The following is a 21236-nucleotide window of genomic DNA, read 5'->3' as shown; positions in this document are numbered from 1 at the left end:
GACAAAGGAGCTGAACCCTCATGAACACACTCGCCCACGCGGGCCCCGGCCCGTGGGTCCTTCTCTTCCCCCTCGTCTGGGCGGTGGTGGTCGTCGGCATCGTCACGATCGCCCGCCGCGCCGGATGGCGCCGCGGCCGCGGCCCGTGGCGGGACGTCGGCCCCGGCCGGGCCGGGGGGCCGGACGACAGCTCGCCCATCGCCCTCCTCGGCCACCGTTTCGCCGCCGGGGAGATCGACGAGGACGAGTACTGGCGGCGGCTGACCGTCCTCGAAGAGCAGTTCGGCCGCCGTACCGACGACTCCAAGGGGCGCCGGGCATGACCACCACCGAGAAGCGCCCCCGGACCGTGCCCGCCACCGGTCCCGCCGCCGTCCGTGTCGTCGACGCCGTCAAGGTCTACGGCCACGGCGACACGGAGGTCAGGGCCCTGGACGGGGTGAGCGTCGACTTCCCCCTCGGTCGCTTCACCGCCGTCATGGGCCCCTCGGGCTCCGGCAAGTCCACCCTGATGCACTGCGCCGCCGGGCTCGACACCCTCACCTCCGGCGCCGCCCTCCTCGGCGACACCGATCTCGCCACGCTCGACGACCGTCGTCTGACGCTGCTGCGCCGCGACCGGATCGGCTTCGTCTTCCAGGCCTTCAACCTGCTGCCGACCCTCACCGTCGCCGAGAACATCACCCTTCCGCTGGACCTCGCCGGCCACACCGTCGACCGGGAGCGCTTCGAGCGGATCGTCGACACGGTCGGGCTCCGCGACCGCCTCCACCACAGGCCGAGCGAGCTCTCCGGCGGCCAGCAGCAGCGCGTGGCCGTCGCCCGCGCGTTCGCCGGGGACCCGGACGTCGTCTTCGCCGACGAACCGACCGGCAACCTCGACTCGCGTTCCGGCGAGGAGGTCCTGCGGCTGCTCGGCCGTACGGTGCGGGAGACCGGCCGTACGGTCGTCATGGTCACCCACGACCCGGTCGCCGCCGCCCACGCCGACGAGGTGATCTTCCTCGCGGACGGCCGGCTCGTCGACCGGATGACGGCACCCACGGCCGACAGGGTCCTCGACCGGATGAAGGCCTTCGAGACGGCGAGCGGGACCCTGGGCCGAACGGGTGACGAGCACCCGACCGACAGCCACCCGACCGACAGTCATCCGACCGACGGTCGAGCGACCGGCGGCCAGTCGACCGCGCTCACCCCCGGAGGCGTGTCCCCATGAGAACTCCCTCCGCCCCCGCCTCGCTCCGCCTCGCCCGTTCCTCCCTCGGCACCCATCGGCGCCGGTTCATCGGCACCTTCGTCGCCGTCCTCCTCGGCGTCGCCTTCCTCACCGGCACGCTCGTCATGGGCGACACCCTGCGCGCGAGCTTCGACTCGATGTTCACCGGTGCGAGCCGGGGCACCGACGCCGTCGTCCGCAGCGCCGTCACGGTGACGGCCCCGGGCGACGCCCAGGGCACCCGCGGTCCCGTCGACGCCGACCTCGCCGAACGCCTCGCGCGCGAGCCCGGCGTGGCCGCCGCCGCGCCCCGGATCGAAGGCGCGGGCCAGCTCCTCGCCGCCGACGGCACCCCCGTCGGCGGCAACGGCCCGCCGACCCTCGCCGGGAACTGGATCGACGACCCGGCCCTCAACCCGTACAAGCTCGCGGAAGGCCGTGCCCCGAGCGCCCCCGGCGAGGCTGTCGTCAACCGGGGTGCCGCGAAGGCCGCGGGTCTCGCCCTGGGGGACACGACGGTGCTGCGCACCCCCGACCCGGTGCGCGTCACCGTCGTCGGCCTCGCCACCTTCGGCGGCGCCGACGGCATGGGCCAGGTCACCTGGACCGGTCTGACCCGCGCCGACGCCGAGCGGTATCTGACGGCGCACCCCGGCGAGGCGACGAGCATCGCCGTACGGGCCGGGCCCGGCGTCTCCCAGGAGGACCTGGTCGCCGCCCTCGCCCCCGCCCTCCCGGACGACGTCGAGGCGATCACCGGGCAGCGCGCCGCCGAGGAGAACACCGAGACGGTCTCGGGCCGCTTCCTCAGCCTCTTCACGACCTTCCTGCTGGTCTTCAGCGGGGTCGCGGTCCTCGTCTCCGTCTTCAGCATCCACAACACGTTCGCCGTGCTCGTCGCCCAGCGGACCCGCGAGAACGCCCTGCTCCGCGCGATCGGCGTCGCGCGGCGCCAGGTCGTCGCCGGCACCCTCGCCGAGGCGCTGGCTGTCGGTCTGCTCGCCTCCCTGGCCGGACTGCTCGCCGGCATCGGCGTGGCGGCCGGACTCCAGGCCCTCTTCCCCGCCATCGGCTTCCCCTTCCCCGAGGGCGACCTGGTCGTGACCGGCACCTCCCTCGTGCTGCCGCTCGCCGTCGGCCTCGCGGTCTGCGCGGGATCGGCGCTCCTGCCCGCCGTTCGGGCCGGGCGAACGGCCCCGCTCGCCGCGCTCCGGGAGACGCAGGTGGACACCTCGGGCACGTCACGCGCGCGCGTGGGGACCGGCGGCGTCCTGCTCGCCGTCGCGGTCGGCACGGTCCTCGCCGGTGTCCTCGGCACCCCCTCGCTCTGGTTCGCCGCGACCGGAGCGGTGCTCGCCGTCGCCGCCTTCGTGGTCCTCGGCCCGGTGGCCGCCTCGGTCGCCGTACGGGTCCTCGGCCGCCCCCTGCGCGGCGCCAACCGCGGCCTCGCGCGCCGCAACGCCCTGCGCAGCCCCGGACGTACGGCGGCGACCGCGACCGCCCTGATGATCGGCGTCGCGGTGGTCACCCTCTTCACGGTCTTCGGCGCCTCCCTCAAGACGACCATGGACCGCACCGTCGACCGCTCCTTCGCGGGCGACGTGGCCATCAGCGGCGCCACGTTCGGCGCGGGCGGCGCGGGGCTCAGCCCGCGGCTCGCACCGGCCGTCGGCGCGCTGCCCGAGGTCGACACCGCTGTGGGCCTGGGGCGCGGGGTGGCGCAGGTGGACGGCAGGGGCCGCGCCCTGACCGTCACCGACCCGGCCGCGCTCTCCCGGGCCCTCGACCTGGGCGAGGTACGGGGCTCCCTCGCCGGCCTCGGTACGGACGGGCTCGCCGTCGCCGCCGACGAGGCGGCCTCCGCGGAGCTGGCCCCCGGGCGGACGACCGAGCTCACGTTCACGGACGGGACCCGGCACACCTTCACCGTCCGGGCGGTCTACGAACGCTCCGACCTGGCCGGCGACTACCTCGTCACCCGCGAGGCCTGGGCCCCGCACCGCACCCAGGACTCCGACACGCTGGTCGCCGTCTCCTTCGCGGACGGGGTCGGCACCGACGAGGGCAAGTCGGCCGTGACCGAGGTCGCCGACCGCTACGGGCAGCCCGAGGTGCAGACCCGGGAGGAGTACGCGGAGTCCTCGGCGGGCGGCATCGACATGATGCTCACCCTGGTGTACGCGCTCCTCGCCCTCGCCGTCCTGATCGCGCTGCTCGGCATCACGAACACGCTGACCCTGTCCGTCCACGAACGGACGCGCGAGCTGGGTCTGTTGCGGGCGGTCGGCCAGACCCGGGCCCAGCTGCGGGCGATGGTCCGCTGGGAGTCGGTCCTGGTGGCGGGGTTCGGCACGCTCGGCGGACTCGTCCTCGGCGGCTTCCTCGGCTGGGTGCTGGTCCGCGCCTCGGAGGGATCGGGCGACAGCGCGTTCGCGTTCGCCGTACCGGTGGTGCAGCTGGCGACGGTGGCCCTGGTGGGTCTGGTCGCCGGGGCCGTGGCGGCCCTGCGCCCGGCGCGCCGGGCGGCCCGTCTGGAGATCCTCCGGGCGATCGCCGCGGAGTGAGGGAGGGCCGGGGCAGGCCCGCTCGGGCCTGCCCGGTCAGCCCGTGCGGCCCGCCGGCACCCGGCGGGCCGTGACCACGGCGGGGGACGGCGCGAGAGCGGGTACGAGGGCGGGCGCGGGGGCCGGCTCGGCCGGGGCGCTGAGCGGGACGCCGGGGAACGGCGCGTACCCCCGGAGCGGGCCCTCGGCCATCGTGCCGTACACGGCGTGGGAACGCGTCTCGACCGGGACGGCGGGGGGCGGCGCGGCGAGCGTGAACCACACCACCTTGCCGTCGGCCCCGCACGGGCGGACACCCCAACTCTCGCTGACCGCGCCGACGATGGCGAGGCCGCGGCCGGACGTGGCCAGCTCGTCGTACCCGTCGCCCGCGTCGTACGCGTCGAGCGGGTCCGGGCAGCCCAGGGCCTCCGGTATGCGGGGGTCGTGGTCCCGGACGGAGACCGTGAGGCGGTCGAGCAGCAGCTCGATCTCGACGGTGCACCGCTTGTCCGGCCGGGCGTGCCGGTGGACGTTCGTCAGAAGCTCGGTGACACCGAGCACGGCATGGTCGATCAAAGCGTCGAGCTGCCAATGTCGGAGATGCGCGGAGACAATCCTGCGGACCTGTCCGATCCGCGACGGCAGGGCCTGGAGCTCCACCGCGTAATACCTGCTCGGCTCGCTGATCACGGCTGCGACTCCCCGAAGTAGTCCGGAAGAAGACGAAGATTCGGATCTCACATGCGGTACAGCAGGATGGTGACCTGAGCGCACTGTCACCACCGTTCAACCCTCGGTGAGGTGGTATCAGCGTGAACCAGTGGTGGGCGTCCCGCAACTCACGGCCGTCCGCGACGTTCCGGGGCATCGCCTCAGCGTCGGCCGGCCGCCCGCTTCAGCGCCGCAAGGAACCGCCCCGACTCCTCCGACGCGCCGCGGACGTCGCCCCCGGTGGAGCCGCCCTTGTCGAGGGTGAGCCGGTAGCGCGTGCCGTTCACGGTGGCGACCGCCTCGTCGGGCTTCGCGAACCACGGGCGCCCCGCCCGGACCGCGGTCACGGGCGCGCTGTCGATCTCGCTGCCGTAACTCGTGAGGAGGGCGAGCCGCCCGTCCTCGATCCGCACCTCGCCGGCGCGTGTCAGCGAACGCGGCCAGCGGGCGATCCGTACGCCCCTGGCGCTGAACTCGGGTTCCGACATGCCGATCCGCCCCTCTCAGCCGGTTGCCCCTCCAGTGTGCCGGGCCGCCGCGGCCCGCACCAGAGGCCCTCCCGAACGGCGTCCGCAAGTCATCCCTATGGACAGTCAAAGGAAACGTTTGCCCAGGTGGGAGGGGTATTGTCGGCAGCGGGGGAGTCCCTGGGACGTGATCGAGGAGAGGCGCGGATGAGCACCACCGAGAACAGTGTGGAGAGCGGTGTCACCGCCGCGGCGGTGACCGTCGACGTCGACCGCACCGATCCGGCGTACCGGTCCTGGCTCAAGGAGGCCGTCCGCAAGGTCCAGGCCGACGCCAACCGCTCGGCCGACACGCATCTGCTGCGTTTCCCGCTCCCCGAGAAGTGGGGCATCGACCTCTACCTCAAGGACGAGTCGACCCACCCCACCGGCAGCCTGAAGCACCGCCTCGCCCGCTCGCTCTTCCTGTACGGCCTCTGCAACGGCTGGATCCGGCCCGGCAAGCCCGTCATCGAGGCCTCCAGCGGCTCGACCGCCGTCTCCGAGGCGTACTTCGCGAAGCTCATCGGCGTCCCCTTCATCTCCGTGATGCCCCGCACGACCAGCCCCGAGAAGTGCCGGCTGATCGAATTCCACGGCGGGCAGTGCCACTTGGTCGACGACTCGCGCACGATGTACGAGGAGGCCGCCGCGCTCGCCGAGCGCACCGGCGGTCACTACATGGACCAGTTCACCTATGCGGAGCGGGCCACCGACTGGCGCGGCAACAACAACATCGCCGAATCGATGTACCAGCAGCTGAGGCTGGAGCGGTACCCGGAGCCCGCCTGGATCGTGGCCACCGCGGGCACCGGCGGCACCTCGGCGACCATCGCCCGCTACGTCCACTACATGCAGCACGACACCCGCATCTGCGTCGCCGACCCCGAGAACTCCTGTTTCTTCGACGGCTGGACGCACCACGACCCGCACGCCACCGCCGACTGCGGTTCGCGGATCGAGGGCATCGGCCGTCCGCGGATGGAGCCGAGCTTCGTGCCCGGGGCCGTCGACCGCATGATGAAGGTGCCCGACGCGGCGAGCGTCGCCGCCGTCCGCGCCCTGGAGACGGCGATCGGCCGCAAGGCGGGCGGCTCCACCGGCACCGGCCTGTGGAGCGCCTTCAAGATCATCGCCGAGATGGTCGCCCACGAGCGGACCGGCAGTGTCGTCACCCTGATCTGCGACGGCGGCGAGCGGTACCTGGACAAGTACTACTCCGACGACTGGCTGGCCGCCCAGGGCCTGGACATCGGCCCGTACAGCGCCGCTATCGAACGGTTCCTGGCGACGGGGGCCTGGCCGGAGTGAGCCGCCGGTCGAGGCGGCGCGCGGCGTCCCGGAAGGACAGCCCCACGCCCGGCCCCGCCAGGCGCAGCGCCAGCCGGAACGGCGCGGCGCCGTCGGCGGCCATCGTCCACCGAAGCCGGGTGCCCCGGCCGACGGGGGAGAGGGCCCATTCCTCCGCGAGGGCCGCCATGCCGGGGGCGTTGGTCGAGTCGACCCGGTAGGCGTACCGGGCGTCGGGCTCGGCGGCGAGGATCGTCTCCTCGAAGACGATCCCGCCCCGGAGACGGACCGTCCGGCCGGCCCCGTCACCCGACGGGACGGCGGAGGAGACCGGGGTGAACCAGGCGGGCAGGCTCCCCACCTCCACGGCGAGGGACCGGTAGACGGTCGAGGGCGGGGCGGCGAGCGTCGCCGTGAAGACCAGACGGACGGGCGCGGACGCGGTGAAGTCGAGCTCCACCGGCCTCAGTCGGCGTGCCATGGACCAACCTCCCCAGGACGGAACAGGACGGAAGCGGAAGTGCACCCTAGCTGACGGAATGTCAACAGCACAGGGGGTGCGGACGGTGGCCCCGCTCACTCCACCGGCCCGGACCCGGCCCGCCCGCGCCCGCCTCACCCCTGCCGCAGCAGCCCGTCCACCGCCCTGCCGAACAAGGCCCGCCCCGCCCACCCGAGCACCGGGTCGAAGACCCGCGGCACGCCCCGTACGGACAGTTCCTCCGTCCACACCACCCGGCTCCCGCCGCCCGGCAGCTCCGACACCTCGACGAGCGCCCAGCCCCGTACGACCCGGCCGGACTTCTCCAGACGGCAGACGCCCGACAGGCCCGGCCCCGGCGGTTCCCAGACCACGACCTCCATCGGGTCGTCGAAGGACAGCCGGCCGATGCCGGTACGGGCCGTGAAGCGGGTACCGGACCGGTTCGGCCCCGGCGTCAGCACCCTCGTCCGGGTCAGCGGCACCTGGCGGCCGTGGGCCGGCCAGTCCGTGAGCCGCCGCCACACCTCGTCCGGTGCGGGCGACACCGTCCGCTCGACCCGGAAGAGGGTCACGCCCGGTCCCCGCGGACGACGCTCACGCCTGCTCCTCGCCCGCCACCACGAGCCCCGGCAGCTGCTCCGCCACCTCGGCCCGTACGTCCTCGGGCAGGCCCCGGTCCGTCACCCAGGTGTCCACCTCGTCCAGACCGGCGAACGAACTCAGGCCCACCGTGCCCCACTTGGTGTGGTCGGCGACCACCACCACCCGGCGCGCCGACCGCATCAGGCACCCGTTCGTCTCGGCCTCCGCCAGATTCGGAGTCGACAGACCCGCCTCCACCGAGATGCCGTGCACCCCGAGGAACAGCAGGTCGAAGTGGAGCGAGCGGACCGCCCGGTCCGCCACCGGCCCCACCAGGGCGTCGGACGGGGTGCGCACCCCGCCCGTCAGGACGACCGTGGCCGCCCCGCGCCGGGACTCCCCACCGCCGCCCGCCAGTTGGGCCTCGTGGAACACGTCCGCGACCCGGACCGAGTTCGTCACCACGGTCAGGTCCGGCACGTCGAGCAGATGCCGGGCCAGGGCGTACGTCGTCGTGCCGCCGGACAGGGCGATCGCGCTGCCCGGCGCGACCATCGCCGCCGCCGTCCGGGCGATCTCGTCCTTGGCGCTCGGTTCGAGCACCGACTTGGCCTCGAAGCCCGGCTCGTGCGTACTCGCCTCGACCACCGGAACGGCCCCGCCGTGCACCTTCGCGAGCATGCCCTGCCGGGCCAGCGCGTCCAGGTCGCGACGGATCGTCATGTCCGAGACGCTGAGGCGCCGGGTCAGCTCGTTGACCCGTACACCGCCGCGCCGCCGTACCTCGTCGAGGATCAGGGCACGCCGCTGCTCCGCGAGGAGGTTCTGGTTGTCAGTCACCGCCGGGGCCGGTCCTTCCGTAGGAGACAAGGGGATGGGTGTCGGATTCGGTGAGGATCGGTGCGCGGGCGCACCACTGTCCGCGATCCTGGTGCCGACGTCGCATCTTCCCACCCTGAGAGGAAGTCCCCTCAGTGTCCCCTGCCACACCCGCTCCGGAGAGCGGCGGCGCGGCGCTCGAACTCCTCGTCCACGGAGTCGGCGGAGCCACCCCCCAGGACATGCTCGACGACCCGAGGACCGTACGGATCACCGGCGACCGCACCGCCGCCATGCACCGGCGGACCGAGGACGTCGACGCCGAGGACCACCCGGAGCGGTACGCCGCCCGCCCGGTCCCGGAGGCGTACGTCTGGTCCAACCTGACCTCGGGCGACGGCGCCCGCGCCCTGTGGCTGCTGCTCCTGCCCTTCATGGTCGCCAACCTCGCCCACTGGATGCGCCCGCCCGCCCAGGGCAGGCCGGGGCTCGTCCGCACCTACGGGGTCCTCGTCCGGCTGGTGGCCCTCACCCTCACCGTGCTGCTCACGGCCGCGGCCTGCGAGGTCGCCCTCGACCTGACGGCCTGGCAGTGCGCCGCGAGCGCCGCCTGCACCGATGCCTACTCCTGGCTCGGCTTCCTCTCCGAGGCGCGCGGCGGCTGGTGGTCGGAGCCCGGCCGTCGGCTCGCCCTCGCCGCCCTGGTGCCGACCCTGCTCGTCGGCCTCCTCTGGTACCTGTCGAACCGGACGTGGAGCGCGTACGAGGCCCAGCGCCCGCCCACCGGATACGACGACCCCGTGCCCGCGCCACGGGCCGCCCCGGCACCGGACCCGGTCACCGACGGGTCCGCCGACACGGAGAGCGCCGACCGCGGGGACGACGCTCCCGGCCCCTACGAGCTGCGGCCCGCCCTCGGCCGCCCCGGCTTCTGGTACGGCCGCCGACTCGTCGCCCGCCTCAGGGCCGCCCACACCGCCGCCGGCTTCCTCACCGTCGCCGCCGCCCTCGCCACGGCCACCGCCCGGCACGACGTCACCACCCCGGGTGCCGGCGCCTTCATCGGCCGCGTCCTCCAGGCGGCCGTCGCCGCTCTCGCCGTGCTCGTCCTCTGGGTCGTCTGCCGACGCGGCCGCAGCGAGCGCCGCCTGGACCTGCGCGTCGAACGCACCCTCGTGTCCTGGCTTCCCGGCGTCTCGCTCGCCGTGCTCGCGCTCACCGCCCTCTACGCCGGCTGGTCCCGCCCCGGCTGGACCTCCGGCGGAACCCTGCCCGGCAACGTCGCCTTCGGCGGACTCACCCTCGCCCAGGGCGGCCTCGTCGTCGCCCTCGGCGTCGTCGCCGTGCTCCTCCAGCGACCCCGCCGGGACGCCCGTACCGCACTGCGCGGACTCGGCGGGCCCGCCGTGGCCATGCTCGCCTGCGCCCTCGCCGGCGTGATGTCCGGTGGTGTCGCCCAGCGCGTCGCCGACTGGCTCGACGGGCCCGCCACCCCCGGCATGGGCGACGGCGGCCCCCGGATCGGCCCGCCCGTGCTGCTCAGCTGGCAGGCGTCCGTCATCCCCGTGCTGCTTCTGCTGCTCCTCGTGCCCGCCGCGCTCCTCGCCGTACGGACCGTGCTCGCCGGACGCCGGCTGCGCGCCCAGGTCGAGGCCGACTACGCCGCCGCCGACGAACGCGATCCCGTCCGCACCGGCCAGATCGCGGCCGGCCGGGCACGGGCGTCGCTCACCGACTCCGCCCCCGTCCTCGTCGGAGTCGTCTCCGGAGCCACCCTGCTCCTCGGGGCCGGTTCCGTCGCAGGCGCCTGGGCCAGCGGAAACGTCCCCGGCCGCGCCTTCGACGGAGCCCATCCGGCGATCGCCTCCCTGGCCACCGTCACCCAGGCCATCGGCTCCTGGATGATCGGCTTCGGCTTTCTGCTCTTCGTCACCTGGGGCCGCCGCGCCTACCGCGACGCCTCGGCCCGCCGCACCATCGGCATCCTCTGGGACGTCGGCACGTTCTGGCCGCGTGCCGCCCACCCGTTCGCCCCGCCCTGCTACGCCGAACGGGCCGTCCCCGACCTGACCTGGCGGATGAGCTCCTGGACCCGGAGCACCGGAGGCCGGCTCGTCATCTCAGGACACTCGCAGGGCAGCGTGCTCGCCGCGGCCGCCGTCTGGCAGCTGCCGCCCGCCACCCGCGGCCGGGTCGCACTCCTCACGTACGGGTCGCCCCTGGAGCGGCTCTACGGACGCTGGTTCCCGGCCTACTTCGGCCCGGAGGCCCTGCGCGCCCTGAACCGCACGGTCCACTGCTGGAGCAATCTGTACCGCGCCACCGACCCCATCGGCGGTCCCGTCCGGGTCCCCGCCGAGGACGGCAGGCCGGCCGTCGACGCGGCGGTCCTGCTCGACCCGGTCGCCTACAACCGCACCCGCGCCCACCCGCTGCCCGAACCGATCCTGGGCCACTCCGACTACCAGGCCGACCCGGCGTTCGCCCACCGGCGGGGCGCCCTCCTGGACCGGCTCCCGCCCGCCGTACCCCACCAGCGCGAATCGAACGCGACGGCTGATCAGGGGAGTTCGGGCAGATCCTCCGGGTAGAGCAGCGTCAGGTCGTCCGTGCTCGCCTCGGCGAGCTCGGCGACCCGGCCCGCGTGCCGCTCGACCATCGACTCGAACGTCTGCCGCGCCGTACGCCCGTTGCCGAAGGCCGGGCCCTTGGGCAGCTTCGTGAAGTACACGAGCAACGCCTCGTCCGTGCCCGCTGCGAGCCGGTACTCGTGCTCGTCGGCCTGCTGCCCCACGATCCGCAGCAGCTCGTCAGGGTCGTAGTCGCCGAAGGTGATGGTTCGTGAGAAACGGGACGCCACACCGGGGTTGACCGTCAGGAAGCGCTCCATCTCCGCCGTGTAACCCGCGACGATGACCACGACCGCGTCCCGGTGGTCCTCCATCAGCTTCACCAGCGTGTCGATCGCCTCACGGCCGAAGTCCCGCCCCGAGTCCTCCGGCGACAGGGCGTACGCCTCGTCGACGAACAGCACCCCGCCGCGCGCCCGGTCGAAGGCCTCCTGGGTACGGATGGCCGTCGAGCCGATGTGCTCGCCGACCAGGTCCACCCGGGAGACCTCCACCAGGTGCCCGCGCTCCAGGACCCCGAGCGAGGCCAGGATCTCGCCGTACAGCCGGGCCACGGTCGTCTTGCCCGTGCCCGGGTTGCCCGTGAAGACCAGATGACGGCGGACCGAGGCGGCCTTGAGTCCCGCCTCCTGACGCCTGCGCCCCACCTCGATCATGTTGGTGAGCGTCCGCACCTCCAGCTTGACGCTCTCCAGGCCCACCAGGGCGTCCAGCTCCCCGAGCACGTCCTGCGAGGAGCGGGCGTCCACCGCCGGAACGTCCGGGACCGGTACGGCGGCCGGGACGCGCGGCGTCGGCACCGTGCCGAGCAGTCCGCCCGACTGGGTGGCCGTCAGCACCGTCCCGCCGTCTGGCACGGAGGACCGGACCGCGCTCTCGTCGCTGGTGCAGTCCTCGGCGCTCGCGCCCTCCTCCGGGAACTCGTAACCGCCGCGCGCGCACCGCTCCGTACGGCACTTGCGCAGAGTGGTCCGGCAGCCGTCGGTGACATGGAACCCGTACCCGCCGCTGCCCGTGACCCGGCAGCCGGTGAAGGAACCGCGGCCCTCCGCCGACACGTAGAAGCCGGCCTCGGCGGGCGAGGTGACCGTGCACCGGTCGATCGTGGGATCGGCCCCCTTGGTGACGATGACCCCGGTCTGCACGGAGTCGATCGTGCAGCCCCCGAGCGTGCCGCCGCTGCCGTGGTCCCGGAACCAGGCGCCCGTCGACGCCTCCCGGATCCGGCAGTCGTCGAGCTGCGCGGTCGCCCCGTCGCTGACCGACACCGCGGTGTTCCGCACCTGCGACAGATCGCTGTCGACGACGTCCACGCGCGAACCCCGGTCGAGGACGAACAGGGCGTCGGGTACGTCGTGCACCCGGCAGGAGTCGAGGACGGCGGTCGCCCCGTCGCTGACCCACACCGCCGGGTAGTCGCCCGTACTGTCGTGGATCTCGCACTGGTTGGCGTCCACCCGGGTACCCGGGTCCCACACCGAGAGGCCGTTGCGGCCGAAGCGGCGGACCGTCGACCGGGTCAGCGTGAGGACCGAGCGCGAGCGCAGGTCGACGGCGTTCTCCGGGACGTCGTGGATGTCGCAGTCGGAGAGCGTGAGCACCGCGTCGGTGTCGAGCGTGATGCCGTCGCCCGAGGTGCGATGCACCGAGGAGTCGGTGAGGTGCGCGGTCGCGCGGGCCGCGATCTGGAGACCCGCCCCCTTGATCTCGTACACCTCGCAGCCGATGCCCTCGAGTCCGCTGCCCTCACCGGTCACGGCGATCCCGGCGCCGGAGGCGTGGTGCACCCGGCAGCGTTCGAGCCGCGGATGCGCGCCGCCCCGCACCGAGATGCCCGCCTGCCCCGCGGAGACCACCTCGCACTCCTCGAACACCCCGCCCGCGCCGTCGACCACGGCGATGCCGACCCCGGCGGGGTTGTCGACGGTGCAGCGGCGGACCGTCGGCCTGGCCGCGCCCCGCACCTCTATCCCGGCCGCAGAGCGCGTCATGATCCGGAGATCGAGCAGCTCGGGGGTGCCGTCCTCGACGAGCAGTGCCGGTGCGGCGACGTCCTGACCCTCGATGTGGAGGTCCTGGACGGTGACGGAGGCGCGCAGCGTCAGCGGCACCCCGTCCGGCGGTGCGATCCGCACCGAGCCGATCGAGCCCTCGGGGCCGCGCAGGGTGACGGCCTGCCGCACCACGAGGTTCTCCCGGTAGGTACCGGGAGCGATGGTGAGCACGTCCCCGTCCCCCGCCGCTTCGAGTGCGGCGGCGAGCGAGGGGTACTCACCCGTGCGGCGCCGCCACCGCGATGTGCCGGTGTGCGTCACCTGGACCGTGCCCTGTGCCATGGGTGTGTCCTGCCCCCGCCTCATGCCTCGCCGCTGATCCGATGCCCCACCGTAGCGCGCGCGAGGGCGCGGGGTTGACGGGTCGAGGACCGCACGCGTACCTGCGGCGGGACGGGCGCCGGGGGCATGTCACGCCCGGTCAGGGGACGGTCGCCGATGGTCGAGGTCGGTCGGGCTCGGTCGCGCAGCGGCGCGGTCGGACGGGGGTCGGGCGCCGGCGGGATGTCGGCCTCACCGCCGGATCCCGCCCCCCGTACGAGCGTGGGTTCAACTGCCGGTTCCGGTGCGGCCCCAGTCCGGTCCGGTCGCCGCCCAGGCGCGGTCGAGACGGGCGTACCGCGTCAGCACCAGGCGGCGTACGGCGAGACGGCGGACGATCTCGACCATGAGTCCCGCGAGCAGAGCGGCCGTCAGGCCGGCGAGGACCGCGTGGGCTCGGGCGGTGTCCGCCTGCATCGGCGGGGCCACGGGGTGTCCGTACCGGTCGGTCCAGAGAGGGAAGGTGGCGCCCGGGGCGGACGTCCGCCGGGCCGTCGTCACCGTTCCCGTACGGGCCGAGCCGTCGGGTGCGGTCCACTCGGCCACGACGGAGCGGCGCAGGCGCTCCTCGCCGGCCGCCTCGGCGGTCCTGGGGCCGCCCGCGGCCCGGTCGGCGGGCCTGAGCACCCGGGCCGTCGTCGGCACGCGCTGTTCCTGCTGGGTGTGGACCGCGCGCTGGAGCGAGCCCTGGGCGGAGGCGCCGGCGGCCCAGCCGATGAGGGGCACGACGAGACAGAGCAGCGCGACCGCCACGAAGGCGACCCAGGCCTCGACGAGATCCGTGGTCCGGCGCAGGGGGTTGTGCCGCCAGCGCCAGAGTCCGATGGCAGCGCGCACGTCGGAACCCCCTCGTTGTCCACAGCTCCTTCAACGAGTGTGCCCCGGAGGCGGGTTCCCCGCCTGTCGGGCCGTCGAAGTGTGACGGGGGTCCCCTCGGCCCGGTCCTCGCGGACTGCCGGAGGAAGCGGACTGCTGCTCAGTCCAGGATCTTCACCTCGTCGCCGACCCGGACGATGCCGGTGTGCTCGGGGACGAGGTTCTGGCCGAAGACGACACGGCCGTCGCTCTTGCGGTGGCGGGCGAGGGTCCGCAGCGGCTCCTTGCCGCGCTCGGCGGTGAACTGGTTCGTCGTGGTGACGACACAGCGTCCGCACGGCCGCGCGACCCGGAAGGTGACCTCGCCGACGGCGAGCCGCGTCCAGCCGTCCTCCGCCCAGGGAGCGGCGCCCTCGACCACCAGGTTCGGCCGGAAGCGGTTCATCGGAAGCGGACCCTCGTGGGCGTGGTCCCCCTGCGCGATGAGGGAGTTGAGGGCGTCGAGCGACGACGTGGTGGTGACGAGCAGCGGATAGCCGTCCGCGAAGCTCACCGTCTCGCCGGGCAGCGCGTAGTCCGGGTCGACGGGCCGCCGGTGTTCGGGCGCGTCCATGTGGACGAGCCGGAACTCGCCCTCCAGGTACGCCGAGAGCCAGCCGGCCGCCTCGGGGCCGGCCGGCACGACCTCCACCGGCTTGTCGAAGATCTCCACCGTGACCGTGGACGAGGGGTGCGGTACCTCGACCGTCAGCGAGGGGTGACCGGGCGCGGACAGGACGACCCCGCCGCCCGGCAGCGGCTCCGCCGTGGCCAACGCCATCCGGGGGTGACGGCGTTGGGTCACGACCTTGCTCGCCGCGTCGACGACGGCCCAGCGACGGTCCCCGGCCAGCCCCCAGGGCTGGACCTCGGCCGCCGCGGGGGCCAGCGCACGCATGGCCTTCACCGGATGGACGTGGACGGAGCGGAGCAGAGGAGTCGCCATGCGGTCATCCTGCCAGCCGCTCCGGGCCCGACGCCGTCCGGAGGGCGAAAGCCGGTCAGTAGCCTCCGCCCTGGTAGGGACGGTTGTACGGGTCGTCGTACTGCATCGGCGCGGGGGCGGGCCGGGGTGCCGCCGGACGCATCGCCTCGTACCCCGCGGGGGCGGGGCGGGGCGGCTGCGCGTACTGGCCGCCCTGGTAGCCGCGCGGGGCCACCTGCTGCTGCGGGATGTACGGGGTGGGGGCGTGCTGCAGCGGCACGGGGGCCATCTGCTGCGCGGGCTGCGGGTATCCGTAGCCGTTGCCGTAGGAGGGCTGCGGGCTGGGAGCCGCCGGGAGGGCGGGCAGTGCCGCGGGGAGCGCCGGCAGGTAGGAACCGCTGGAGGGGAAGCTGCTTCCGGTTGCGGGGAAGCTGCTGCCGGTGTCGTAGGCGGCGGGCACTCGGATCGGGGCGATCTGAGGCGTGCCCCGCTCCGCGACCAGGGAGTCGTAGATCGGGGTGTCCGGGAAGGACGGCGCGGTGTGGTAACCGCCTCCATAGGTGGAGCGGGGGGAGGTCATGGCACATAAGTTAAGCCCACGATGTGCTGGTTGGGGAGCCTGATTAGAGGGTTGTTTGACGGGCTTCGTGAAGAAGTGGATCCCCAATCCGAGCGAACGTGCCAAAAACGGGCGGCGGAACGTCTCAAGATCATGTAAAAGCCGAGTTCGGAGGGGGTTACCGACGGGTCGGGAGTCCTGGACCGGTCGGCCGCCCCCGGGCATGAAGAACACATAAAGAAAAGGTGCCCGGAAGGGGTGTGGGGAGTGATCATGGGCATGCTTAAGCGTCAATCCGCGGATCTCGCGGGCGATGTGTACACGCCGAATTGACGGCGCTACTCCCCGTGTCGGGAAAACCTATTTCCGTTAAGAGGGCGGCGCGCTCACCTGAAGCGACGTCACGGTCACTCGATCCGAGCGGCGTCGCGGTCACTCGCCCGGTGCGACGTCACGGCACCGGTCCGGTGCCGACTCCGGTCGCGCGTACGTCCGGCCCTTCCACGCCGCACCCACACCCCGGTAGTGCCGGACCGCCGAGTCCACCGTCATCAGGAGATAGAGGAACGCGGTGAAGGGCAGCAGCGGAGCGAGCCACAGCGGCTGCCGGTAGTAACGGAGCATCGGCACGTACGTCCCCGCCATCACCACCCACGCCGCACCACCCGCCCAGGCCGCCGCCCCGTCCCCGCGCACCGCACCCGCCGCCAGGGCCGCCGGCGGCACCAGATAGACGAGGACGAGTCCGGCCACCGTCCCCAGGAGCAGCAGCGGACTGTGCCTCAGTTGCGCGTACGCGCTGCGGGCGACCATCCGCCACAGATCGCCGAGCCCCGGATAGGGGCGCACGCTGTCGACCCGCTCCGCGAGCCCCAGCCAGATCCGGCCACCGGCCCGCCGCACGGCCCGCGCCAACGACACATCGTCGATCACCGCCTGCCGGATCACCTCCGGCACGTCCGCCGCCACCGCCGTCTCCGTCCTCAGCAGCACACAGCCACCCGCGGCGGCCGTCGCCAGCGGACGCGCCCGGTTGATCCAGCGGAAGGGGTAGAGCTGCGCGAAGAAGTAGACGAACGCCGGCACGACGAGACGCTCCCAGAGGCTCTCCGCCCGGAGCCGGGCCATCTGCGACACCAGGTCCAGCCCGTTCGTCTCCGCCGCCGACACCAGGAGACGGAGACTGTCCGGCTCATGGGCGATGTCCGCGTCCGTCAGCAGCAGGAATCCGGGTCCACGCGTGCGTGCCAGCGCCATGCCGTGCCGCAGCGCCCAGAGCTTCCCGGTCCAGCCCGTCTCCGGCTCACCCGGTGAGACCACGGTCAGCGGCAGCCCGCCATGGCGAGCGGCGAGCTCGACGGCCAGCCGGCCCGTGCCGTCCGTACTCCCGTCGTCCACCAGGATCACCTCGGCGACACCCGGATAGTCCTGCGCGAGCAGCGACGGCAGGCTCAGCGGCAGCACCTCGACCTCGTCCCGCGCCGGTACGACCACGGCCACGCGAGGCCACCGATCCGGCTCCACGCGCGTGCGTCGCCAGTGGCCCCGGGAGGCCGACGGCTGATCCCGGGCGACCGACGGCAGCCGCTGGTCCGTACGCCAGAAGAAGCCCTGGCCGAGCAGCAGCCAGACCCAGACGGTCAGGGAGACGAGCGCGAACCAGGCGAGGGTGCTCATTCGCGGCAGTCTGCCCCAGTTCGCGGGCCCCAGAACGCTCATCGGCTAGGGTGACCGGGTGAAGATCGCGCTCATGGACTCCGGAATCGGCCTCCTCCCGGCAGCGGCCGCGGTGCGGCGGCTCCGGCCGGACGCCGACCTTCTCCTCTCGAACGACCCGGACGGAATGCCCTGGGGGCCGCGTACCCCCGAGGACCTCACGGAGCGCGCCGTCGCCGTCGCCCTCGCCGCGGCCGAGCACCGCCCGCAGGCGCTGATCGTGGCCTGCAACACCGCCACCGTGCACGCCCTGCCCGCCATCCGCGCCGCCCTCGAACCCGACATCGCCGTCATCGGCACCGTGCCCGCGATCAAGCCCGCCGCCGCCGGTGGCGGCAAGGTCGCCATCTGGGCCACCCCGGCCACCACCGGCAGTGCCTACCAGCGCGGACTCATCCGCGACTTCGCGGGCGGCGCCGAGGTCACCGAAGTGCCCTGCCCCGGACTCGCCGACGCCGTGGAGCACGCCGACCCCGAGGCCGTGGACCGCGCGGTCGCCACCGCCGCCGCGCTCACCCCCCGCGACGTCCGCACCGTCGTCCTCGGCTGCACCCACTACGAACTGGTCGAGGAGCGCATCCTCGCCGCCCTCGAAGCCCGCGGCCGTGCCGGACTGCCCCCGCTCGTCTTCCACGGTTCCGCCGACGCCGTCGCCGCGCAGGCGCTCCGCCGCGTCGGCGCCGAACCCGCCCCCGACGCCGACCCGACCGGCAGCCTCTCCGTCCTGCTCAGCGGCCGCCCCGGCCCGCTCCCCGCCACCGCCCTCGGCTACGCCGAAGGCCGGCTCCTCGCGGCGGTCGCACCCGCCCACTGAGCGGGCGACGTCACCGGGCCGCTGAGCGGGCGTCGTGGCCAGGCCACTGTTCGGCGGCGTCACCGGGCCGCTGAGCGGGCGTCGTCGCCAGGCCACTGTTCGGCGACGTCACCGGCCATCGGGTGAGGCGTCCCGGCCGCTGCCCCCATGGCGATCACCGAGCGTGCGCGGGTGACCTCGTTCCGTCGCGCTGTTCCGGGCGATCCTGGGTACTCTTCCCGATATGAGGGACCATGCCCGGAATCAGTACACCGACAAGCGGACGCCCGCCGTCTGGACCGGCCGCGCCACCAACCGCTTCCAGTGGGTCGCGGCGGCCGCCGGTGCGGCCTGCATGGCCCTCGGCATCGCCCTTGCCGTCGAGTCGGCCTGGACCTCGGGCATCGCGCCCCTGCTGATGGCCGTGATCGGCTGCGTCGCCGTCGGACTGCTCGTGCTCTTCGGCACGCTCGCCTTCGTCCATGTGGCCGTGAAGGTCGACGACAGCGCCATGGAGGTCCGCTGCGGCCACATCGGCGTGCCGCGCCGCCGCATCCTCCTCTCCCAGGTCGTCGGCGCCGACTTCGAGCCGAGCGTCACCCCGCGCCACTGGGGCGGCTGGGGCTACCGCTGGCGCCCCGAGAAGGGCACGGCCGTGGTCGTCCGGCGGGGCGAGGGCCTGATCCTGCGCCTCGGCGACGGACGGACGTTCACCGTCACCGTCGACGACGCCGAATCCGCCGTCCGCGTCATCCGCGACCGGCTCCGCGACGTGACCCCGCCCGCACCGCCCACGCCGACCGGCCGGCCCGTGTGACCTGAGCCGGAGCGGCTCTCCGGGCCCCACGCCCGGCCCGCCCGCTCTGCTCCGTCGACAGGAACGACCCGTAGACTCCGCAAGGTGAGCGCCACCATCACCCCCGTCGACGCGTCCCCAGCCGACACCGCCCCCACGCCGGCTTCCCGGCTGCGACGGTTCGTACGGCCCGGGGCGGCTCTGCTGTCCGGGCTCCTGCTCTACCTGAGCTTCCCGCCGCGTCCCCTGTGGTGGCTCGCGCTGCCCGCCTTCGCCCTGCTCGGCTGGAGCCTGAGGGGCCGCCGGCTCCGCGCCGGATTCGGCCTCGGATACCTCGCCGGGCTCGGGTTCCTGCTGCCGCTCCTCATCTGGACCGGTGAGGAGGTCGGCCCGGGGCCCTGGCTCGCCCTGGCCGCCCTCGAGGCGTTGTTCGTGGCGCTCGCCGGCCTCGGCATCGCGGCGGTCTCCCGCCTCCCGTGGTGGCCCTTCTTCGCCGCCGGGGTGTGGATCCTCTCGGAGGCGGCACGCGCGCGCGTGCCCTTCGGCGGCTTCCCGTGGGGCAAGATCGCCTTCGGACAGGCGGACGGGCTGTTCCTGCCGCTGGCCGCCGTGGGCGGCACACCGGTGCTCGGCTTCGCCGTCGCCCTCTGCGGTTTCGGCCTGTACGAGACGTACCGCCAGATCCAGGCCCGCCGGTCCGCCGGGACGGCGACCGCCTCCGTCCGCGACGAGGACGCCGAGGCCCCCACCGCCACCGACGCCGGCACGAACGGCATGAACGGCGCGGAAGGCGCGAACGGCGCGGGCGGCGGACTCGCCGGGCGCACCGGCACCGGGCTCGAAGCAACCGCCGGCGCCCGCCCCCGTACCCTCCCGCGCGGCCCGCTGGTGGCCGCCGCGCTCGCCGTGCTCGTCCCGGTGACCGGCGCCCTCGCGGCGCTGCCGCTCGTCGACGACTCGGCCGAGGACGGCACCGCCACCGTCGCCGCCGTCCAGGGGAACGTGCCCCGCCTCGGCCTCGACTTCAACTCCCAGCGCCGGGCCGTCCTCGACAACCACGTCGCCCGCACCCGCGAACTCGCCGCGGACGTCAAGGCCGGCCGTGCGCCGCAGCCCGACTTCGTGCTGTGGCCCGAGAACTCCTCGGACATCGACCCGTACGCGAACGCGGACGCGGCCGAGGTCATCGACGGCGCCGTCCGCGCGATCGGCGCGCCGACCGTGGTCGGCGCGGTCATCGCCCCCGAGACCGGCAAGCTCCGCAACACGCTGATCGAGTGGGACCCGGACCGCGGCCCCGTCGCCACCTACGACAAGCGGCACGTCCAGCCCTTCGGCGAGTACATCCCGATGCGGCCCCTGGTCCGCATCTTCAACAGCAACGTCGACCGGGTGAGCCGTGACTTCGGCGCCGGCACCGAGGTCGGGGTCTTCGACCTGGCCGGTACGAAGGTGGGCCTCGCCACCTGTTACGAGGCGGCCTTCGACTGGGCCGTGCGCGACACGGTCACCCATGGCGCCCAGCTCATCAGCGTCCCCAGCAACAACGCCACCTTCGGCCGCAGCGAGATGACCTACCAGCAGCTCGCGATGTCGCGGGTGCGGGCCGTCGAGCACAGCCGGTCGGTGGTCGTGCCCGTCACCAGCGGGGTCAGCGCGGTCATCCGCCCCGACGGCGAGATCGTCGCGGAGACGAAGATGTTCACCCCGGACGTCCTGGTCGAGAAGGTGCCGCTGCGTTCCTCGCTGACCCCGGCGACCCGGATGGGCACCCTGCCGGAGGCCCTCCTCGTGGCGCTCGCGGCCGTCGGTCTCGGCTGGTCGGCCCTCCGTTCGGTACGCGCCCGGCGCACCGGGGCGGAGTAGAGGGACCTTCCTCCCCGGTGGCGGGGCCCGCAGATGATCTAGGGTCGGTGCATGGCTACCCCTGACTTCATCCGGGCCCTGCGCGAGACAGCCGGCCACCAGCTCCTCTTCCTGCCCGGAGTGAGCGCGGTCGTCTTCGACGACCGGGGCAGGGTGCTGCTCGGCCGGCGCGCCGACAACGGACGCTGGGCGGTCATCGGGGGCATCGTCGAGCCCGGCGAGCAGCCCGCCGACTGCGCGGTGCGGGAGGTCTTCGAGGAGACGGCCGTGCACTGCGAGGTCGAGCGGATCGTGCTCGTCGAGACCCTTCGTAAGCCCGTCGTCTACCCCAACGGCGACCAGTGCCAGTTCCTGGACGTCTCCTTCCGCTGCCGTGCGGTGGGCGGCGAGGCGCGGGTCAACGACGACGAGTCCACCGAGGTCGGCTGGTTCGACGTGAACGACCTGCCCGAGATGAAGCGCTTCTCGCTGCTGCGGATCGAGAAGGCGCTGGCCGACGAACCCACATGGTTCCGCACCACGGCAACCAGCTGAACTATGGGCCCGGAACACATCGGTGGGGGAGTG

The 21236-nt window shown here is 73.8% G+C and carries 19 protein-coding genes; 9 read left to right on the top strand and 10 right to left on the bottom strand.

The annotated features are described in order from the left end of the window. Positions 1-20: 20 nt before the first annotated feature. From ACZ4XX_RS08670 to ACZ4XX_RS08660, 3 genes are read left to right on the top strand one after another with little or no spacing between them, the layout of a single operon-like run. Positions 21-323 carry an SHOCT domain-containing protein gene (locus ACZ4XX_RS08670; RefSeq protein ID WP_468507209.1) on the top strand — a complete coding sequence of 101 codons (303 nt, stop codon included), beginning with the start codon at positions 21-23 and terminating at the stop codon, positions 321-323. Then, complete coding sequence (locus ACZ4XX_RS08665; RefSeq protein WP_468507208.1) at positions 320-1216, top strand: ABC transporter ATP-binding protein; 897 nt, start codon at positions 320-322, stop codon at positions 1214-1216. Before ACZ4XX_RS08670 ends, ACZ4XX_RS08665 begins: the two co-directional genes overlap by 4 nt. Then, the gene (locus tag ACZ4XX_RS08660; protein ID WP_468507207.1) at positions 1213-3780 is read left to right on the top strand and encodes an FtsX-like permease family protein; all 2568 of its coding nucleotides are present in this window, start codon (positions 1213-1215) and stop codon (positions 3778-3780) included. The genes ACZ4XX_RS08665 and ACZ4XX_RS08660 overlap by 4 nt, the downstream gene beginning before the upstream one ends. A 36-nt stretch (positions 3781-3816) precedes the next feature. Here the strand turns inward: ACZ4XX_RS08660 and ACZ4XX_RS08655 are convergent, their stop codons facing one another. After that, complete coding sequence (locus tag ACZ4XX_RS08655) at positions 3817-4452, bottom strand: ATP-binding protein (RefSeq protein ID WP_468507206.1); 636 nt, start codon at positions 4450-4452, stop codon at positions 3817-3819. A 182-nt stretch (positions 4453-4634) separates the two neighbouring features. Continuing rightward, positions 4635-4961, bottom strand: a complete 327-nt coding sequence (locus ACZ4XX_RS08650; protein WP_468507205.1) for a hypothetical protein — start codon at positions 4959-4961, stop codon at positions 4635-4637. Positions 4962-5147: 186 nt separating this feature from the next. Here ACZ4XX_RS08650 and cds1 point away from each other — a divergent pair, with 186 nt between their 5' ends. After that, positions 5148-6290: an L-cysteine desulfhydrase Cds1 gene (gene cds1, locus ACZ4XX_RS08645; protein WP_468507204.1), complete on the top strand. Its 1143-nt coding sequence runs from the start codon at positions 5148-5150 to the stop codon at positions 6288-6290. Here cds1 and ACZ4XX_RS08640 read toward each other — a convergent pair. The 3 genes from ACZ4XX_RS08640 to ACZ4XX_RS08630 form a co-directional block, all read right to left on the bottom strand. Then, positions 6250-6750, bottom strand: coding sequence for an SRPBCC family protein (locus ACZ4XX_RS08640; RefSeq protein ID WP_468507203.1), 501 nt, complete (start codon positions 6748-6750; stop codon positions 6250-6252). The genes cds1 and ACZ4XX_RS08640 overlap by 41 nt on opposite strands. Before the next feature lie 134 nt (positions 6751-6884). After that, complete coding sequence (locus tag ACZ4XX_RS08635; RefSeq protein ID WP_468507202.1) at positions 6885-7325, bottom strand: SRPBCC family protein; 441 nt, start codon at positions 7323-7325, stop codon at positions 6885-6887. Positions 7326-7347: 22 nt separating this feature from the next. Then, the gene (locus tag ACZ4XX_RS08630; RefSeq protein WP_468507201.1) at positions 7348-8175 is read right to left on the bottom strand and encodes a DeoR/GlpR family DNA-binding transcription regulator; all 828 of its coding nucleotides are present in this window, start codon (positions 8173-8175) and stop codon (positions 7348-7350) included. A 134-nt stretch (positions 8176-8309) separates the two neighbouring features. Between ACZ4XX_RS08630 and ACZ4XX_RS08625 the strand changes: the two genes are divergently transcribed. Then, the gene (locus ACZ4XX_RS08625) at positions 8310-10745 is read left to right on the top strand and encodes a hypothetical protein (RefSeq protein WP_468507200.1); all 2436 of its coding nucleotides are present in this window, start codon (positions 8310-8312) and stop codon (positions 10743-10745) included. On the opposite strand, the gene ACZ4XX_RS08620 is transcribed toward ACZ4XX_RS08625, so the two are convergent. The 5 genes from ACZ4XX_RS08620 to ACZ4XX_RS08600 form a co-directional block, all read right to left on the bottom strand. Continuing rightward, entirely contained in the window at positions 10715-13120 is a 2406-nt protein-coding gene (locus ACZ4XX_RS08620; protein ID WP_468507199.1) for a right-handed parallel beta-helix repeat-containing protein, read from the bottom strand. The genes ACZ4XX_RS08625 and ACZ4XX_RS08620 overlap by 31 nt on opposite strands. A gap of 267 nt (positions 13121-13387) precedes the next feature. Further along, positions 13388-13996 carry an Rv1733c family protein gene (locus ACZ4XX_RS08615; RefSeq protein WP_468507198.1) on the bottom strand — a complete coding sequence of 203 codons (609 nt, stop codon included), beginning with the start codon at positions 13994-13996 and terminating at the stop codon, positions 13388-13390. Between the two features lie 139 nt (positions 13997-14135). Beyond that, entirely contained in the window at positions 14136-14960 is an 825-nt protein-coding gene (locus tag ACZ4XX_RS08610; RefSeq protein ID WP_468507197.1) for an MOSC domain-containing protein, read from the bottom strand. Between the two features lie 55 nt (positions 14961-15015). Continuing rightward, on the bottom strand, positions 15016-15519 hold the full coding sequence (locus ACZ4XX_RS08605) for a DUF6643 family protein (RefSeq protein WP_468507196.1): 504 nt from the start codon (positions 15517-15519) through the stop codon (positions 15016-15018). Positions 15520-15930: 411 nt separating this feature from the next. Beyond that, entirely contained in the window at positions 15931-17175 is a 1245-nt protein-coding gene (locus ACZ4XX_RS08600; RefSeq protein ID WP_468507195.1) for a glycosyltransferase, read from the bottom strand. Between the two features lie 58 nt (positions 17176-17233). Between ACZ4XX_RS08600 and ACZ4XX_RS08595 the strand changes: the two genes are divergently transcribed. The 4 genes from ACZ4XX_RS08595 to ACZ4XX_RS08580 all read left to right on the top strand — a co-directional run bounded on the left by ACZ4XX_RS08595 (position 17234) and on the right by ACZ4XX_RS08580 (position 21203). Continuing rightward, a complete protein-coding gene (locus ACZ4XX_RS08595) occupies positions 17234-18028 on the top strand; it encodes a glutamate racemase (RefSeq protein ID WP_468507194.1) in 795 nt (264 codons plus the stop codon). Positions 18029-18251: 223 nt separating this feature from the next. Further along, a complete protein-coding gene (locus ACZ4XX_RS08590; protein WP_468507193.1) occupies positions 18252-18824 on the top strand; it encodes a hypothetical protein in 573 nt (190 codons plus the stop codon). 84 nt (positions 18825-18908) lie between these two features. Then, positions 18909-20669, top strand: coding sequence for an apolipoprotein N-acyltransferase (lnt, locus tag ACZ4XX_RS08585; protein WP_468507192.1), 1761 nt, complete (start codon positions 18909-18911; stop codon positions 20667-20669). Between the two features lie 51 nt (positions 20670-20720). Then, positions 20721-21203 (top strand): NUDIX hydrolase, encoded by a 483-nt coding sequence (locus ACZ4XX_RS08580; RefSeq protein ID WP_389030708.1) that lies wholly within the window; start codon positions 20721-20723, stop codon positions 21201-21203. Positions 21204-21236: the final 33 nt, after the last annotated feature.

The sequence above is a fragment of the Streptomyces sp. NPDC029956 genome (genome assembly GCF_055574655.1).
Note: the sequence above shows the minus strand (reverse complement) of the source record. Positions and strands in the feature narration are given on the sequence as shown.